17 protein-coding genes are annotated in these 16,340 nt (G+C 46.5%); 15 read left to right on the forward strand and 2 right to left on the reverse strand.

The window, feature by feature from the left end; translation table 11 throughout:
- Positions 1–3: 3 nt before the first annotated feature.
- The 4 genes from thiH to NBH03_RS12560 all read left to right on the forward strand — a co-directional run bounded on the left by thiH (position 4) and on the right by NBH03_RS12560 (position 4,037).
- On the forward strand, positions 4–1,260 hold the full coding sequence (gene thiH, locus NBH03_RS12545) for a 2-iminoacetate synthase ThiH (protein ID WP_015515078.1): 1,257 nt from the start codon (positions 4–6) through the stop codon (positions 1,258–1,260).
- A gap of 16 nt (positions 1,261–1,276) precedes the next feature.
- Positions 1,277–1,834, forward strand: coding sequence for a thiamine phosphate synthase (locus NBH03_RS12550; protein WP_242991760.1), 558 nt, complete (start codon positions 1,277–1,279; stop codon positions 1,832–1,834).
- Positions 1,835–2,043: 209 nt separating this feature from the next.
- Positions 2,044–3,567: a Y-family DNA polymerase gene (locus NBH03_RS12555; RefSeq protein WP_250799785.1), complete on the forward strand. Its 1,524-nt coding sequence runs from the start codon at positions 2,044–2,046 to the stop codon at positions 3,565–3,567.
- The gene (locus NBH03_RS12560) at positions 3,567–4,037 is read left to right on the forward strand and encodes a hypothetical protein (RefSeq protein WP_181967469.1); all 471 of its coding nucleotides are present in this window, start codon (positions 3,567–3,569) and stop codon (positions 4,035–4,037) included. Before NBH03_RS12555 ends, NBH03_RS12560 begins: the two co-directional genes overlap by 1 nt.
- A gap of 66 nt (positions 4,038–4,103) precedes the next feature.
- Here the strand turns inward: NBH03_RS12560 and NBH03_RS12565 are convergent, their stop codons facing one another.
- Positions 4,104–4,835 carry an ATP-binding protein gene (locus NBH03_RS12565; RefSeq protein WP_015515082.1) on the reverse strand — a complete coding sequence of 244 codons (732 nt, stop codon included), beginning with the start codon at positions 4,833–4,835 and terminating at the stop codon, positions 4,104–4,106.
- Positions 4,836–5,071: 236 nt separating this feature from the next.
- Between NBH03_RS12565 and trpS the strand changes: the two genes are divergently transcribed.
- Entirely contained in the window at positions 5,072–6,154 is a 1,083-nt protein-coding gene (trpS, locus tag NBH03_RS12570; RefSeq protein ID WP_015515083.1) for a tryptophan--tRNA ligase, read from the forward strand.
- Between the two features lie 131 nt (positions 6,155–6,285).
- Here the strand turns inward: trpS and NBH03_RS12575 are convergent, their stop codons facing one another.
- Positions 6,286–7,611 (reverse strand): hypothetical protein, encoded by a 1,326-nt coding sequence (locus NBH03_RS12575; protein ID WP_215690869.1) that lies wholly within the window; start codon positions 7,609–7,611, stop codon positions 6,286–6,288.
- Positions 7,612–7,827: 216 nt separating this feature from the next.
- On the opposite strand from NBH03_RS12575, the gene NBH03_RS12580 reads away from it, so the two are divergent.
- The 10 genes from NBH03_RS12580 to ispG all read left to right on the forward strand — a co-directional run bounded on the left by NBH03_RS12580 (position 7,828) and on the right by ispG (position 16,334).
- Positions 7,828–8,712, forward strand: a complete 885-nt coding sequence (locus NBH03_RS12580; RefSeq protein WP_250799786.1) for a serine O-acetyltransferase — start codon at positions 7,828–7,830, stop codon at positions 8,710–8,712.
- 118 nt (positions 8,713–8,830) lie between these two features.
- Positions 8,831–9,262: an RrF2 family transcriptional regulator gene (locus NBH03_RS12585; RefSeq protein ID WP_227082042.1), complete on the forward strand. Its 432-nt coding sequence runs from the start codon at positions 8,831–8,833 to the stop codon at positions 9,260–9,262.
- A gap of 88 nt (positions 9,263–9,350) precedes the next feature.
- Positions 9,351–9,995, forward strand: a complete 645-nt coding sequence (locus NBH03_RS12590; RefSeq protein ID WP_015515090.1) for a type I phosphoribosyltransferase — start codon at positions 9,351–9,353, stop codon at positions 9,993–9,995.
- Between the two features lie 68 nt (positions 9,996–10,063).
- Positions 10,064–10,771: a UMP kinase gene (gene pyrH, locus NBH03_RS12595; RefSeq protein ID WP_117528809.1), complete on the forward strand. Its 708-nt coding sequence runs from the start codon at positions 10,064–10,066 to the stop codon at positions 10,769–10,771.
- Between the two features lie 23 nt (positions 10,772–10,794).
- Positions 10,795–11,352: a ribosome recycling factor gene (gene frr / locus NBH03_RS12600; RefSeq protein ID WP_015515092.1), complete on the forward strand. Its 558-nt coding sequence runs from the start codon at positions 10,795–10,797 to the stop codon at positions 11,350–11,352.
- A gap of 168 nt (positions 11,353–11,520) precedes the next feature.
- Positions 11,521–12,237, forward strand: coding sequence for an undecaprenyl pyrophosphate synthase (gene uppS, locus NBH03_RS12605; RefSeq protein WP_250799787.1), 717 nt, complete (start codon positions 11,521–11,523; stop codon positions 12,235–12,237).
- A 1-nt stretch (position 12,238) separates the two neighbouring features.
- On the forward strand, positions 12,239–13,042 hold the full coding sequence (locus NBH03_RS12610; protein ID WP_250799788.1) for a phosphatidate cytidylyltransferase: 804 nt from the start codon (positions 12,239–12,241) through the stop codon (positions 13,040–13,042).
- Between the two features lie 31 nt (positions 13,043–13,073).
- Positions 13,074–14,219 (forward strand): 1-deoxy-D-xylulose-5-phosphate reductoisomerase, encoded by a 1,146-nt coding sequence (locus tag NBH03_RS12615; protein WP_250799789.1) that lies wholly within the window; start codon positions 13,074–13,076, stop codon positions 14,217–14,219.
- A gap of 1 nt (position 14,220) precedes the next feature.
- Positions 14,221–15,255 (forward strand): RIP metalloprotease RseP, encoded by a 1,035-nt coding sequence (gene rseP / locus NBH03_RS12620; protein ID WP_250799790.1) that lies wholly within the window; start codon positions 14,221–14,223, stop codon positions 15,253–15,255.
- A gap of 17 nt (positions 15,256–15,272) precedes the next feature.
- On the forward strand, positions 15,273–16,334 hold the full coding sequence (ispG, locus tag NBH03_RS12625; RefSeq protein ID WP_015515094.1) for a flavodoxin-dependent (E)-4-hydroxy-3-methylbut-2-enyl-diphosphate synthase: 1,062 nt from the start codon (positions 15,273–15,275) through the stop codon (positions 16,332–16,334).
- Positions 16,335–16,340: the final 6 nt, after the last annotated feature.

The following is a 16,340-nucleotide window of genomic DNA, read 5'->3' on the forward strand; positions in this document are numbered from 1 at the left end:
GAAATGGGAAATGAAGAATACATCATTCAGTGGGATGATATGACTCCTGAAGCAAAGGCAAAAAAAGAACGATTGGAACAGGATCCTTCTTTCAGAACAGACCATATGGCTTATATGGAAGGCATGGATCAGATTTCAACAGATATCAGGGATAAGGTCATGAGCCAGGTGGAGAGCTATGATGAGAAAGTGTATACAGCTGCGGATGTGCAGGCTGCACTGGCTCATGACGTCTGTTCCATCGAGGATTTCAAGGCACTGCTTTCACCGGCGGCACAGCCATTTCTGGAACAGATGGCAGAAAAAGCTGCTGTGGAGCGCCGCAACCATTTCGGAAACAGTGTGTATCTTTTCACACCGCTTTATATTGCCAATTACTGTGAAAATTATTGCGTTTACTGTGGTTTTAACTGTTATAACCATATTCACCGCAAGAAATTGAACATGCAGGAAATCGAGCATGAAATGAAAGTCATTGCAGATTCCGGTATTGAGGAAATCCTGATGCTGACAGGCGAGAGCAGACATATGAGTGATGTGAAATACATCGGTGAGGCCTGCAAACTGGCCAGCAAGTATTTCAGAAATGTAGGTCTTGAGATTTATCCGGTCAATGTGGATGAATATAAGTACCTTCATGAATGCGGTGCGGATTATATCACTGTTTTCCAGGAAACCTATAACCCGGACAAATACGAAACGCTGCATCTGATGGGCCATAAGCGTGTATGGCCGTATCGTTTTGAAGCTCAGGAAAGAGCTTTAATGGGCGGTATGCGCGGTGTCGGATTCTCAGCTTTACTGGGGCTGGATGATTTCAGAAAGGATGCCCTGGCAACAGCGCTGCATGTATATTATCTGCAGCGAAAATATCCGCATGCTGAGATGTCTTTGTCCTGCCCGAGACTGCGTCCGATCATTAATAATGACAAGATCAATCCGAAGGATGTCCATGAGACACAGTTGTGTCAGATTCTCTGTGCGTATCGTATTTTCCTGCCATATGCGGGTATTACAGTCTCTTCAAGAGAGGTGGCAAGATTCCGTGATCACATCATCCGTTTTGCGGCAACCAAAATTTCAGCAGGTGTCAGCACCGGTATCGGTGACCATGAGGAAAAATATACCGGCAAGGAGAATGAAGCTGAGAGCGGTGATGAGCAGTTTGAAATTGCGGATAACCGCAGCCTTCAGGAAATCTATGATGCCATCAAGGATCAGGGGCTTCAGCCTGTGCTGAATGAATACATCTATGTCTAGCCGCAGTTATGCTCATATGATGGCAGTAACAAATCGCCATCTATGTGACAGAGATTTTCTGGAACAGATAGAATTTCTGGCATCCACAGATATCGATGCCATCATTCTTCGAGAAAAAGATATGACACCAGATGAATATGAGCATCTGGCAAAGGATGTGCTGATGATATGTCATGAGCATCATAAGAAATGTATTCTGCATTCATTTGCGGAAGTGGCTGCAAAGCTGAATTGTGAGAATATCCACCTGCCGCTGCCTGTTTTGATGGAGCTGTCGGAAAAAGATGCGTTAGAGGGCTTTAAGCATATCGGTACATCTGTACACTCTGTGGAAGATGCTTTGGCAGCTGAAAAGGCAGGAGCTACCTGTCTGACAGCCGGGCACATTTTTGATACTGACTGCAAAAAAGGATTGCCGGGAAGAGGACTGACATTTCTTGAAAATGTCTGTCACAGGACGAAGCTTCCGGTTTATGCCATCGGCGGCATTACACCGGAAAATCTGGAAGTGGTGAGACATGCAGGGGCTGTTGGCGGATGTATGATGTCATTGTCTATGAAGATCAGAGAATAGAAGTTAGTTGTATCGTGCCATTGATTATCTGGGGTGTCATATGGCTAAAAAACAAGGCTGCCGTTTTCATGATAAAATACATGAAGCGGCAGCTTTCTTTCTGCCCTTATATTGTTATTTGTTTGGTGAAATGGTAAAATCAGAATAAGATTGAAGTATAAAGGTCGGTGAATTTAAGCAAACCATCCGGGGGAAAGGAGGCAGCAGTCATGCAGAAAAAAACATATATCGCCATTGATCTGAAATCTTTTTATGCATCTGTGGAGTGCGTTGAGCGTGGCAAGGATCCAATGACAACATGCCTGGTGGTGGCTGATCCCAGTCGAACAGAGAAGACAATCTGTCTGGCAGTGTCTCCGGCACTGAAAGCTTACGGTATTTCGGGAAGAGCGCGATTGTTTGAGGTGGTACAGAGAGTCAGAGAAGTGAATGCCGCCCGTCGCAGACAGGCTTCGGGGTATGAACTGACAGGCAGCAGCAGTGATGCCAATGTACTCAAATATTCTTCCAACATGGCACTGGATTATATTATTGCGCCGCCTCAGATGGCCCACTATATGGAAGTCTCCACGCAGATTTATCAGGTGTATCTGAAATATTTTGCGCCGGAGGATATGCATGTCTATTCAATAGATGAGGTGATGATCGATGCCACGCAGTATCTGGCGCTTTATCAGATGACGGCCAGAGAACTGGCCATGAAAGTCATTCTTGATGTTCTGGTGACAACAGGAATCACGGCTACCGCGGGAATCGGTACGAATCTTTATCTGTGTAAGGTGGCCATGGATATTGGGGCTAAGCATACAAAGGCGGATGTTAATGGCGTGCGGATTGCGGAACTGAATGAGCGGAGTTATCGGGAGATGCTCTGGAACCACCGTCCTTTGACGGATTTCTGGCGCGTGGGACGGGGCTATGCCAGAAAGCTGGAGGAAGTGGGCATTTATACCATGGGAGATATTGCCAGATGTTCCATGGGCGGACCGGATGATTATTACAATGAAGATTTGCTGTATCGTCTTTTTGGTGTGAATGCGGAACTTTTGATCGATCACGCCTGGGGATGGGAACCTTGTACCATGGCGGCGATCAAGGCCTATAAACCGAGAAGCAGTAGCCTTGGCTCCGGTCAGGTGCTACAGTGTCCATATGTATTTGACCAGGCACGGTTGGTGGTCCGGGAGATGACAGATATGCTTGTCCTTGATCTGGTAGAGAAGCGACTGATGACGGACCAGCTTGTACTGACCGTGGGATATGATATTGATAATCTGACAAATCCTGAAATTGCAAAAGCATACAGAGGTGCGGTGACAACCGATCGTTATGGCAGAAAAATGCCGAAACATGCCCATGGGACGGTCAACTTAAAAGGAGCCTCTTCTTCCTCAAAAGTGATCCTGGAGGCGGTGATGGATCTTTTTGACCGGATTGTTAATCCGAAGCTGCTTGTCCGGAGGATTTATGTCACAGCGAATCATGTGGCGGATGAAAAGACAGTTTCCATGAAAACGGAATTTGAGCAGATGAATCTGTTCGTGGATTATGCGGCACGTGAAGCTGAACAAAAGGCAGAATCGGAACGGCTGGCCAGAGAACGCAAATTGCAAGAGGCATCATTGGCCATCAAGAAGAAATTTGGCAAAAATGCTATTTTAAAAGGCATGAATCTGGAAGAAGGGGCAACAGCCAGACAGAGAAACAGTCAGATTGGAGGCCATAAGGCGTGATGGATGCAGAAATGAAAGGATATCGAACAGGCATCAATGACGGAAAAGAGCGAAGCAGCGGGCCGGATTGGCTGCGGTATGCAGATATCATTGATAAACAGCATCATGTTTCCAAGAAGCACCCGCCCATGTCCATGGAAGACCGGGCGGCGCAGTTTTCACCTTTTGCGGCGTTGACGGGTTATGAAGCAGCGGTGAAGGAAACCGCCAGACTGACGGATGACAGGGAGGAATTGGACGAGGATGAAAAAACACGGCTGAATGCACAGCTGCAGAAGATTTCGGCGCGCCTACAGGAACAGCCTGAGGTGATGGTGACGTATTTTGCTCCGGATGAAAGAAAAACAGGCGGTGCAAGGCAGACTTACAGAGGAAGACTAAGGAAAATTGACAGGAACAGAAAAATGTTGATAATGGTCGATCAAACAGAGCTGCCAATAGAAAATCTGCTGAATATAGAGTGCGAATGAGCAGGTGTCGGTGTTTACTATAGGCATGAACGGAGAATGATGGAATCCGGGGCATCGTTTGAACAGCTATACTTCCTGGGTTTGCACAATCTGTCCATCAGGAGAAATGATAACAATCTTTAATGGAATATTTTTGCCGCTGGCCTGGATAGCTTTCTGAACAGCCATAGCCATGCCGCCGCAGCAAGGAACTGTCATGCGGGTCAGGGTAATACGCTTGATATCATTATAGGTGAAAATTTGTGTCAGCTTCTCACTGTAGTCTACGGCATCAAGTTTTGGACAGCCTACAAGGGTGATATGGTCTTTGATGAATGCCTGATGGAAATTGCCGTAAGCGTAAGCAGTACAATCTGCGGCAATGAGCAGATCACAGCCGTTGAAATAAGGCGCATTCGGTGCGACAAGTTTAATCTGAACCGGCCACTGGGAAAGCTGACTTTCAGGAACAGCAGGTGCAGAAGTGGAAGATACGGTATCTGCCTGCGGCTTCTCAGTGTGTTCATGACCGAAGAATGCAGCAGCAGAACCCGGACATCCGCCTGCAGCAGCATGTTTCCTGGCAGCAAGATGCTTTTGAACGGCTTCATGGTCATAAGCTGCGGCTTCTCGTTCTTCAAAATGAATAGCATCTGCCGGACAGGCTGGGAGACAATCACCCAGGCCGTCACAGTAGTCTTCGCGGAGAAGCACTGCTTTGCCGTCTCTCAGGCCAATGGCACCTTCGTGACAGGCGTTGACGCAAAGGGCACAGCCGGTACATTTTTCTGTATCAATGGTAATAATTCTGCGAATCATAAAAAACCTCCTTAAAAAACCTAATTGACTAGGATGAATTTATTGTAATTCGCTTTGAAGTAAAAGTCTGTTGGTTTTACAACAAAATAGTTTAATGTTTTGGCACATTTTGGATGAGGTTTTGGGGGATGCGTGATGGGATTGATGAGGGCTGCATGGAACAGTATGTTTGTTCTTGATGATATTTGTTTTTTGTGGTACACTACAAGGAGTTAGTATGTCCAGGAGGAATGAAGATGAGCAAAGTTATTTTGACCGGTGACAGACCGACAGGACGTCTGCATGTGGGCCATTATGTAGGTTCACTGAAGCGTCGTGTGGAGCTGCAGAATTCCGGAGAATATGATAAAGTTTTTATTATGATCGCAGATGCACAGGCTTTGACGGATAATGCAGATAATCCGGAGAAGGTCCGCCAGAATGTGATCGAGGTGGCACTGGATTATATGGCCTGCGGTCTGGATCCGGCTAAATCCACGCTGTTTATTCAGTCACAGATTGCTGAATTATGTGAGTTATCTTTTTACTATATGAATCTTGTCACTGTTTCGAGACTCCAGAGAAACCCTACGGTGAAGTCAGAGATTCAGATGCGTAATTTTGAGACAAGTATTCCGGTTGGTTTTTTTACGTATCCGATCAGTCAGGCTGCGGATATCACGGCATTTAAGGCCACAACAGTTCCTGTTGGTGAAGACCAGAGCCCGATGATCGAGCAGACCAGAGAGATTGTACACAAGTTCAATTCTGTTTATGGAGAGACACTGGTGGAACCGAAGATTTTATTGCCGGACAATGAAGCTTGCCTTCGACTGCCGGGTATTGACGGTAAGGCGAAGATGAGCAAGTCTCTGGGCAATTGTATTTATCTTGCAGAAGATCCGAAGGATATCAAGAAGAAGGTTATGAGCATGTTCACAGACCCGAACCATATCCGTATTGAGGATCCGGGTTCACTGGAAGGCAATACAGTCTTTACTTATCTGGATGCGTTCTGCAATGACCAGCATTTTGAAGAATATCTGCCGGATTACAAGAATCTGGATGAACTGAAGGAACATTATCAGCGCGGCGGTCTCGGCGATGTGAAGGTGAAGAAGTTCCTGAACAACGTGCTTCAGGAAGAACTGGAACCGATCAGAAAGCGTCGTGAGGAACTTCAGAAGGATATTCCATATGTCTATGAAGTGCTGAAGAAAGGCAGTGAAGTTGCCAGAGAAACAGCTGCTCAGACGTTGCATGAAGTCAGAGATGCCATGAAGATCAACTACTTTGATGACATGGAGCTGATCCGTTCACAGGCGAAGAAATACGAATAACAGAGAACAACACGCTGATCAGAGAAAGCGTGCGCCCTCGTAAAACAACAAAACGGCTCCCCGGGGCGTTTTTTCAGTGCAGGTGCTGAAGAACGCCCCAGGGAGCCTGTTATATACTTACAGGGCCACACCTACTTAGAGAAAATCGGACACCGGCAGTTATCTGCTGTCGTACCTTCACTGGAAGCCGATGCCGGTGTGCAGGCCGGGATGCGCCCAATAGATGTGTTGTCGCAGCGACGGTTTCGCAGCTCCGGCAATGGATTTTCTTTGATTTCAAAGCGATAGTCACAGCCTTTTCTGCGTATGCGAGCGTCGATGGTGACATGGCTGGCGACTTCACATAACGGGTCGTTCATGACGTGCTGGTAGAAGAAGAACGGATCATTTTCAGAGAGACGTCCGAGAGGAACAACGTCTTCCTCTTTTTGCGTATTGCCGGTTGTTGTAGCAATGATGTGACGAATATAATCGATATTTGGACCGAGAACAAGGATATCCGGGAAGTCACCGCAGCCGCCGATGACTTGCTGCCAGCTCTTGTTTTCATATTTCTCAAGCAATTCTTTGGCTTTGTGCAGATGAGAGATTTCCTGCATGAGGCATTCTTCCCATATCTTTCGGATGTACAGATCACACTCCGTCATCATACAGGAATAATACAGGTAACATTCGGTATATTCATGCATCAGTAGATCTTCCAGCCATGTGGCGGATGGGTCTTTTAAGCTTTCGTACTGGGAAACATGCTCTTCCTCGATCATGCCGATTTCCTGATACAGTCGTCTTCCAAGGTCGGAACGGGAATAAAACGGTGCAATATTCATATAATAATTCATCGTCTGCTGCTCGGCGGCAGTGATGATATTAATACCGAGTTTTGTTTTCAGGGAAGCTGTCTGGTTGTCAATGGAACGGAAAATGCTGTCTGTCGGATAGCGGTGGTGGGCGATGGTCGGTCGGGCCGGTGTCATCTCGGTATAGCGACCCACCAGTTTTTCAGGGCAGGTACCATATTCATAATCCAACAGGTTGGCATAGCGGTACAAATGGTCAAAATCTTCCAGCAGGGCAAAATCCAGGGCTGTTTTGACATTGCAGTCATTTTCACGTCTTGCCAGAAAGGCAGTCAGATCAACAGCCAGCTGTTCATAGGTAATGGTATGCTCAAGAACGGTTTCGTTTTTAGGCTTCAGACAACTGATCCGTTTTTGCTGCATCTGCTCTATGCGGCGGATCATAGCCAGTTCGCGCCGAAGATCATTATCCTGACAGTGACGGCTGAATTGATGGCCGAACCACTGGGCTTCGAATTCGGTGCCGTTCATGAGGACAATGCGGACCTTGGTGTAAGGATGGACGGTGCCGAGATGATAGGGTTTCGGATAAAGTTTATCCCAGTCCATAAAAAGCTGGTCTAAAGGCATCGGTTTTTCTTCAAAAGGATTAAAACGCATGATAAAAAACTCCGAAAGTCTTTGATTTATTCTATGACTTTTGGAGCAAAGGGTGTCATTATATAGTCAAGCTTTTTCTTGACTTTGCGCACGTTTTGAATTATAATTTCATATAATTCAACTAGGAAATGCTGAATATTATGGGGCTGACCAAGCTTGAACTTAAGCAGGATACGGGTCAGTATATGGATTTTAGAGAGATAGGAGATGACGGGGATGATCAGAGAGACAATTCAGAATGTGGTGGCGAATATTACAGAGACTTGCATGATCGAGGATGTGTATGTGACAGATGAGGAGAGTATTCATCTGCCGAGTCGTGGGGCGATTATTGGTATTATCAAGGATTTAAGACGTGTTGTTTTCCCTGGGTATTTCGGGGATGAGAATATATCCAGCACCATGCCGGGATATTTCCTTGGCAATATGCTGACGCATATTTATGAAGAATTGAAAGCGCAGATTGAGATTGCGTTTTTGTATGATGATAAGGGAAAAAGCAGCAGTGCAGAGGTGACGGAGAAGGCAAGAGAGATCTGCGAACGTTTTATCAGCCGTCTGCCGTATATCCAGAAGATGCTGCTGATGGATGTACAGGCTGGTTTTGACGGGGATCCTGCTGCAAAGAGCAAAGAGGATATTATTTTCTCTTATCCGGGATTATTTGCTATCTATGTTTACAGAATTGCCCATGAACTGTATGTTCAGAATGTACCTTTTATACCGCGTATTATGACAGAATATGCCCATGGCAAGACTGGGATCGATATCAACTCCGGTGCCACTATCGGGCGCTATTTCTTTATCGACCACGGTACAGGTATTGTTATCGGTGAGACAACAGAAATCGGTGATTATGTCAAGCTGTATCAGGGCGTGACACTGGGAGCATTGTCCACGAGGAAGGGACAGCAGCTGGCCGGAACCAAACGTCATCCGACCATTGGGGATCATGTGACGATCTATGCGAATTCCACGATCCTTGGAGGCGAGACAGTGATTGGATGCGACTCTATTATCGGGGGCAACTCATTTATTACAGAAAGTGTACCGGCGCATACGAGAGTCAGTATTAAGAGTCCGGAACTGACATTAAGTTAAGAAAGACATAAGTGAAGAGAGATGTCAGGTCAGAGAACAAAGGAAATGAAAAAATAAGCCGGCTGTATAGAAAATAGGGGCTTAGTTAAGTGAAGAAGATGAAAGGAAGAAAGAATAAATGAAGATTTCAACCAGAGGAAGATACGCATTGCGTATGATGCTGGATATAGCGACAAACGATCACGGGGAGCCGGTCCGAATTAAAGATATTGCTGCAAGACAGGATATCTCCGTGAAGTATTTGGAGCAGATTGTGTCGGTGTTGACGAAGGCAGGCTATGTTAAAAGTATTAGGGGCCCGCAGGGCGGCTATCGCCTGGCAAGACTGCCAAAAGATTACACAGTGGGGATGATTCTCCGGTTGACAGAAGGCGATCTTTCCCCTGTGTCATGTACCGATAACAATTATGACTGTCCGAAAATGCATGATTGTGTTACAATTCGTATATGGAAGGAATTGGATGAGGCAATCAATTCAGTCATTGACAAGTATACACTTGAGGATCTTTTAGACTGGCAGGATGCCAAGGGCAATGATTACGTTATTTAAGTCCATCCGCATAGAAGCATAACAGAAGCTGGCAAGTCTGCAGGAATTTTATGGGGATAAGGAAATCTGCAGAGAAGGGGGTCTATGTATGAGAGAATGTTTAACTGATCTGAGATCGGCGCGTAATCCGAAGGCACGTATTAAGATTCTGGAGGGTCATTTTGCAACGGTTAATTCCCATATCAATACGTATATTGATATGTCGACAGTTAAGTGCAGACACAACAACGGAAGAGAAACAGCAAGAGTGCTGGCCAATCATTTTCAGAACAATACGATGATCGATACGATTGTATGTCTGGACGGAACAGAGCTGATCGGTGCTTTTATGGCAGAGTTTCTCGCAGATACCGGGATTATGTCCATTAACAGTGGCAAGAATATCTCGATTATTACACCGGATGTGAATGCCTATGGACAGCTTGTTTTCATGGACAGTACATTGCGAATGATCAAGCATATGCAGGTGCTTGTATTGGCAGCATCTGTGACAACCGGACAGACCATTACAAGGGCGGCTGAGGCCGTTTCTTATTACGGCGGAACGGTAAGAGGTGTGGCTGCTATTTTCAGTAACGTGGAACAGACAGCGGAGGGGATGGAGATCTTCTCCATTTTCCAGAAGGAAGATTTGCCGGATTATCAGGCTTATTTACCGTCGGAATGCCCGATGTGCCGTAAGAAGATGCCTATCGATGCCATTGTCAACAGTTTCGGCTACTCAAAACTGTAAGAAAAGGACTGGTCAAATATACAGTTTTATGGTAGATTATAAGGTGAACGGAGGACATCGGTATGATGATGAACGATTTAAAGAGAATTTTATTAAAATTAAGCGGCGAAGCGCTGGCCGGAGACAAGGATTTTGGCTTTGATGAGGCAACTTGTCTGAAGGTTGCCGAACAGGTGAAACAGATTACAGATAAGGGAACGCAGGTTGCGATTGTGATCGGCGGCGGCAATTTCTGGCGCGGACGCAACAGCAGCAAGATTATAGAGCGTACGAAGTCTGACCAGATCGGTATGCTGGGTACAGTTATGAACTGTATTTATGTGTCTGAGATTTTCCGTACATTGGGAATGCAGACAGAAGTGTATACACCATTTATGTGCGGCGCTTTTACGAAGCTTTTTTCCAAGGATGCAGCTGTTGCTGATCTGAATGCAGGCAAGGTCGTTTTCTTTGCCGGCGGCACAGGTCATCCGTATTTTTCAACGGATACAGGTACAACGCTTCGTGCCATTGAGATTGAGGCGGATGCGATTTTACTTGCCAAGGCTGTGGACGGTGTTTATGACAGTGATCCGAAGACGAACCCGAATGCGAAGAAGTATGACAGCGTCAGCATTCAGCAGGTTGTAGATGAGAGACTGCAGGTGGTTGACCTGACAGCAACGATCATGTGCATGGAGAACAAGATGCCGATGGTGGTATTTGGCCTGAATGAAGAGAACAGCATTGTGAAGACATTATACGGAGAGTTTACAGGTACTTACGTGACTGTATAAGGATATTAGGAGGAACTATATTTATGAGTAATGAGAAGTTACAGCCATATGAGACAAAGATGCAGAAGTCATTGGATGCACTGGAACGCGAATATACAACCATTCGTGCTGGCCGTGCCAATCCGCATATTTTGGATAAACTGAAGGTGGATTATTATGGTACACCGACACCACTTCAGCAGGTGGGCAATGTCACAGTGCCTGAAGCACGTGTACTGATGATCCAGCCATGGGAGAGCAAGCTGATCAAGGATATCGAGAAAGCCATTCTTGCTTCTGATATTGGTATCACACCAACGAACGACGGCAAGTCTATCCGTCTTGTATTCCCTGAACTGACAGAGGAACGCCGTAAGGAACTGGCGAAGGATGTGAAGAAGAAGGGGGATGCAGCGAAGACTGCAGTCCGCAATATCCGTCGTGACGGCAATGATGCTTTCAAGAAGAGCAACAAAGCCAAAGAGATTTCTGAAGATGAATATGCAGAATTACAGGAGAAGCTTCAGAAGATCACTGACAAGTATGTGGCTATGGTTGACAAGGCTGTAGAGGCAAAGACAAAAGAGATCATGACAGTCTAACAGGCGTGTCTTGACAAATACTGTTATAAAGTAATTGGGTGGGGCTGCTGCAAAATCTGTATATTTTACGGAGGATGCAACAGCCTCGTACATATCTGTTAATAGATGATTGATGACAGCTGGGCCAGTACGAGACGGTTACAGTTGATGAATAAATGGGAGTATAATATGGAGAGAATCATAGATGGGGAAACCCTTAATGTGCCGGAGCACGTAGCCATTATTCTGGATGGCAACGGCCGCTGGGCGAAGAAACGTTTCATGCCAAGAAATTACGGTCATATGCAGGGCGCGAAGACAGTTGAGAAAATGTGTGAAGTTGCCAGAGATCTCGGCATCAAGTACTTTACAGTGTATGCTTTTTCGACGGAGAACTGGAAGCGGCCTCAGTCTGAAGTGGATGCTCTGATGAAGCTTTTGAGAAAGTATATGGTCGATTCCCTTGAGAGAACAGCGAAGAATAATATGCGCGTCCGGGTAATTGGTGACAAGACCGGGTTAAGTGAAGATATTCAGAAGTCCATTGCGGATGTGGAAACAGCTTCTGCGGGCAATACGGGACTGAACTTTACGATTGCCATTAATTACGGCAGCCGTGATGAGATGATCCGTGCCATGAAGAAGATGCTGGCAGACGGGCATACGAATCCGGATGAGATGTCAGAAGCATTGTTTGAGCACTATCTGGATACGGCCGGCATGCCGGATCCGGATCTGGTGATCCGTACAAGCGGCGAGCAGCGTGTTTCCAATTTCCTGCTCTGGCAGATGGCGTATTCTGAGTTTTATTTTACACCGGTTCTTTGGCCGGATTATAACAAAGAGACAATGATTGAAGCCATTCGTGCCTATTCAAAACGTGACAGAAGATTTGGTGGTGTTTAAATTGTTTATTACAAGACTGATCAGTGGTGTGATTGTACTGGCTATTGCCGTGGCGGCAATGCTCCGTGGCGGCAATATTTTATTTGCCTTTGTGGCATTGATCTCTATGATTGGCCTGTTTGAATTATACAGAGCTTCAGGTATTGAGAAGAAGGGACCGGCTATAGCGGGCTATATTGGAGCCCTTTTGTATGAAATGCTTTTGTGGGCGGCTGTACCGGAAGGAGAACTGATGGCAGCAGCAGTGGGAACACTGCTGATCATGGCTGTTTATGTTTTTAGCTTTCCGAAGTACAAGGTCAATGAGATTTTTTGTGCAGTGGCAGGACTTGCTTATGTGGTTGTGCTGATGTCATTTATTTACAAGGTGCGTATGCTGAATGACGGATTATATATTATTCCGTTGATTTTCATCTGTGCATGGGGCAATGATACATGTGCCTACTGTGTTGGCATGCTTATTGGCAAGCACAAGATGTTCCCGAGACTCAGTCCGAAGAAAAGTGTCGAAGGCTTTATAGGCGGTATTGCAGGTGCTGTGCTACTGGGACTGATTTACGGACGTATTTTTGGAACACACCTGATTTCACTGAGTGTGCCGATGCGTGACTGTGCGATTATCGCAGGTGTGGGCGCGCTGATTGCTGTTGTAGGTGATCTGGCAGCATCCGCCATTAAACGTGATACAGGCATCAAGGACTACGGCCGTCTGATACCGGGACACGGCGGCATTCTGGACCGCTTTGATAGTATCTTATTTACAGCACCGGTTGTGTATATACTGGCGGTATGTCTGGGCGCATAACTGTCCTGAATTGAGAAAGGAAGATCATTTTTTGAAGAAGATTGCAATATTGGGGTCTACAGGCTCCATAGGAACACAGACACTGGATGTTATTTCACAGCATCCGCAGGATTTGAGCGTTGCTGCTTTGGCAGCAGGGTCGAATATTATCCTTCTTGAACAGCAGATTAGACAGTACCATCCGCTGATCGCAGCTGTTTGGGATGCGAAGAAGGCGGCAGAATTGAAGATTGCCGTATCGGATCTTGATGTGAAGATTGTTTCTGGTATGGAAGGAATGATAGAGGCTGTGACACTACCGGAGGCAGATATTGTTGTGACAGCTGTTGTGGGGATGATCGGTATCCGTCCGACTATGGAAGCTATCAAAGCCGGCAAAGATATCGCACTGGCCAACAAAGAGACGTTAGTTACGGCAGGCCATCTGATTATGCAGATGGCAAAGGATTATCATGTGCAGATCCTGCCGGTAGACAGTGAACATTCAGCGATTTTCCAGTCCTTAAAGGGGGAACATGCATCAGGCATCAGAAGAATCCTTCTGACAGCTTCCGGCGGCCCTTTCAGAGGAAAAACCCTGGATGAACTTGCAGATGTCCAGGTGGAGGATGCCCTGAAGCATCCAAACTGGTCTATGGGACACAAGATTACCATTGATTCAGCGACCATGGTGAACAAAGGGCTGGAAGTGATTGAGGCTAAGTGGCTTTTCGGTGTAGACCTTGATCAGATCCAGGTAGTTGTTCATCCGCAGAGCGTGATCCATTCTGCGGTGGAATTCCAGGATCATGCAGTGATTGCCCAGCTCGGCACACCGGATATGCGTCTGCCAATCCAGTATGCACTGTTTTATCCCGAGAGAAAGCCGCTTCAGTCAGAAGCCCTGGATCTGTTCAAACTGCATACAATGACCTTTGAAGAACCGGATCTTGGAACATTCAGAGGACTGGCACTGGCTTATGAAGCAGCACGCAGAGGCGGCAGCATGCCGACAGCATTGAATGCGGCTAATGAGAAGGCTGTGGCCATGTTCCTTGACAGAAAGATTCGCTTTCTTGATATTCCCGAGATTATTTCAGAGTGTATGGCAGCCCATCAGTGGATTGATCATCCGTCTCTTGAAGATATACTTGAGACTGAACAGTGGACCTATCGTTATATAGAAAGCAGGTGGTAGATTGAAGCTGATCGTGGCACTTCTTGTATTTGGCATCATTGTCATATTCCACGAGTTCGGACATTTTATAGTTGCAAAGAAGAACGGTATTGTTGTTGAAGAGTTTGCCGTGGGCATGGGACCGAAGTTTTTTGGTGTCCGCCGCGGTGAGACAGAATATACATTAAGGCTGCTGCCCCTTGGCGGTGCCTGCATGATGCTTGGTGAGGATACAGCAGAGGAAGTGATTCCTGGGTCATTCAATTCGAAGTCTGTGTGGGCCAGAATGGCTGTTGTAGCAGCGGGACCGGTTTTTAACTTTATCATGGCTTTTGTCTGTGCTGTGATCATTATCGGTATGAATGGTTATATATCAGGTGAGATCCTTCAGGTGGAGGATGGATCACCGGCCATGGAAGCTGGCCTTGAAGCGGGAGACATCATTACAAAAGCGGACAGAACATCTGTGCATACATTTTCTGATTTCAGAATGCATATTGCACTGAATCAGGGACGGAAATGTACGATCACCTACATCAGAGACGGTGAGAAGCATCAGACTACGGTGACGCCGGAGATGACCGATGATGGTGTATACCGCATTGGTATTGTGGGCGGTGTTCAGGAGAAGCCGAAGTTCGGCGGACTTCTTATCAGCAGTTTCTATGAAGTGAAGTCCAATATTGATCTGGTGATCAAGAGCCTTGAGATGATGATCCAGGGACAGGTATCAAGAAGCGATGTGGCGGGGCCTGTAGGTATGTTTCAGGTGATCGGCGACAGCTATGAATCTGCGGCAAAGTACGGCCTTCGAAGTGTGATACTAACCATTGCAGATATGATTCTTTTGCTGTCAGCCAATCTTGGCGTGATGAATCTGCTGCCGATTCCTGCACTGGATGGCGGACGTCTTGTCTTTCTTATTGTGGAAGCCCTCAGAGGCAAGCCGGTACCGAGAGACAAAGAGGGGTTTGTGCATATGATCGGCTTTGTGATTCTTATGGGAATCATGGTGCTTGTCATGTTCAATGATTTTGCGAGAATTTTTGGTTTTTAGACATTAAAGGAGCAGTTATGTTTGATAGAACAAAAGCAAAGGTGATTCGCATAGGCGATCGCTGCATCGGAGGCGATTATCCGATTGCGATCCAGTCTATGTGTAATACAAAAACGGAAGATGTAAAGGCAACTGTTGCCCAGATCCTGGCCCTTGAAGCGGCCGGATGCGAGATCATCCGTGTGGCAGTGCCGACCATGGAGGCGGCAGAGGCCATCACGGAGATCAAGAAGCAGATTCATATTCCGCTGGTGGCAGACATTCATTTTGACTATCGTCTGGCTATTGCGGCCATTGAACACGGGGTTGACAAAATCCGTATCAATCCGGGCAATATCGGCAGTGTGGATCGCGTGAAGGCGGTTGTAGATAAGGCAAAGGCTTACCATGTGCCGATCCGCGTGGGTGTCAACAGCGGTTCTCTTGAGAAGGATCTGATCGCCAAATACGGCGGTCATGTAACGGCGGAAGGCATTGTGGAAAGTGCTCTGGATAAGGTGCATCTGATTGAAGATCTGGGTTATGACCAGATGGTCATCAGTATTAAGTCTTCAGATGTTATGATGTGTGTGAAAGCCCATGAACTCATTGCCGCAAAGACGGATTATCCGCTGCATGTGGGCATTACAGAGTCCGGAACCCTGATCTCCGGCAATATCAAATCAGCCGTCGGTCTCGGTATTATGCTGAATGAGGGAGTTGGTCACACTATCCGCGTTTCCCTGACCGGGGATCCTCTGGAAGAGATCAAGTCAGCCAAACTCATTTTAAAGACACTGGGACTTCGAAAAGGCGGTATTGAAGTTGTATCCTGCCCGACATGTGGCCGTACAAGAATTGATCTGATCGGCCTTGCCAACAAAGTGGAGAACCTTGTTCAGAATTACGATCTGGATATCAAAGTGGCTGTCATGGGGTGCGTTGTCAACGGACCGGGAGAGGCCAGAGAGGCTGATATCGGCGTCGCAGGCGGCATCGGTGAAGGCCTGCTGATCAAGAAAGGTGAAATTGTGAAGAAGGTGCCGGAAGACCAGCTTCTGGCTGTTTTGAAAGATGAGCTTGATCACTGGAACAAATAGAAGGAT

Origin of the sequence: Coprococcus intestinalis (assembly GCF_023656595.1) — a bacterium.
Classification (GTDB): Bacteria; Bacillota; Clostridia; order Lachnospirales; family Lachnospiraceae; genus Coprococcus_A; species Coprococcus_A intestinihominis.

Excerpts from the sequence above, each read along its gene's own strand:
- thiH (WP_015515078.1), top strand. The coding sequence starts at position 4 with ATGGGAAATGAAGAATACATCATTCAGTGGGATGATATGACTCCTGAA.
- NBH03_RS12550 (WP_242991760.1), top strand. The coding sequence starts at position 1,277 with ATGATGGCAGTAACAAATCGCCATCTATGTGACAGAGATTTTCTGGAA.
- NBH03_RS12555 (WP_250799785.1), top strand. The coding sequence starts at position 2,044 with ATGCAGAAAAAAACATATATCGCCATTGATCTGAAATCTTTTTATGCA.
- NBH03_RS12560 (WP_181967469.1), top strand. The coding sequence starts at position 3,567 with ATGGATGCAGAAATGAAAGGATATCGAACAGGCATCAATGACGGAAAA.
- NBH03_RS12565 (WP_015515082.1), bottom strand. The coding sequence starts at position 4,835 with ATGATTCGCAGAATTATTACCATTGATACAGAAAAATGTACCGGCTGT.
- trpS (WP_015515083.1), top strand. The coding sequence starts at position 5,072 with ATGAGCAAAGTTATTTTGACCGGTGACAGACCGACAGGACGTCTGCAT.
- NBH03_RS12575 (WP_215690869.1), bottom strand. The coding sequence starts at position 7,611 with ATGCGTTTTAATCCTTTTGAAGAAAAACCGATGCCTTTAGACCAGCTT.
- NBH03_RS12580 (WP_250799786.1), top strand. The coding sequence starts at position 7,828 with ATGATCAGAGAGACAATTCAGAATGTGGTGGCGAATATTACAGAGACT.
- NBH03_RS12585 (WP_227082042.1), top strand. The coding sequence starts at position 8,831 with ATGAAGATTTCAACCAGAGGAAGATACGCATTGCGTATGATGCTGGAT.
- NBH03_RS12590 (WP_015515090.1), top strand. The coding sequence starts at position 9,351 with ATGAGAGAATGTTTAACTGATCTGAGATCGGCGCGTAATCCGAAGGCA.
- pyrH (WP_117528809.1), top strand. The coding sequence starts at position 10,064 with ATGAACGATTTAAAGAGAATTTTATTAAAATTAAGCGGCGAAGCGCTG.
- frr (WP_015515092.1), top strand. The coding sequence starts at position 10,795 with ATGAGTAATGAGAAGTTACAGCCATATGAGACAAAGATGCAGAAGTCA.
- uppS (WP_250799787.1), top strand. The coding sequence starts at position 11,521 with ATGGAGAGAATCATAGATGGGGAAACCCTTAATGTGCCGGAGCACGTA.
- ispG (WP_015515094.1), top strand. The coding sequence starts at position 15,273 with ATGTTTGATAGAACAAAAGCAAAGGTGATTCGCATAGGCGATCGCTGC.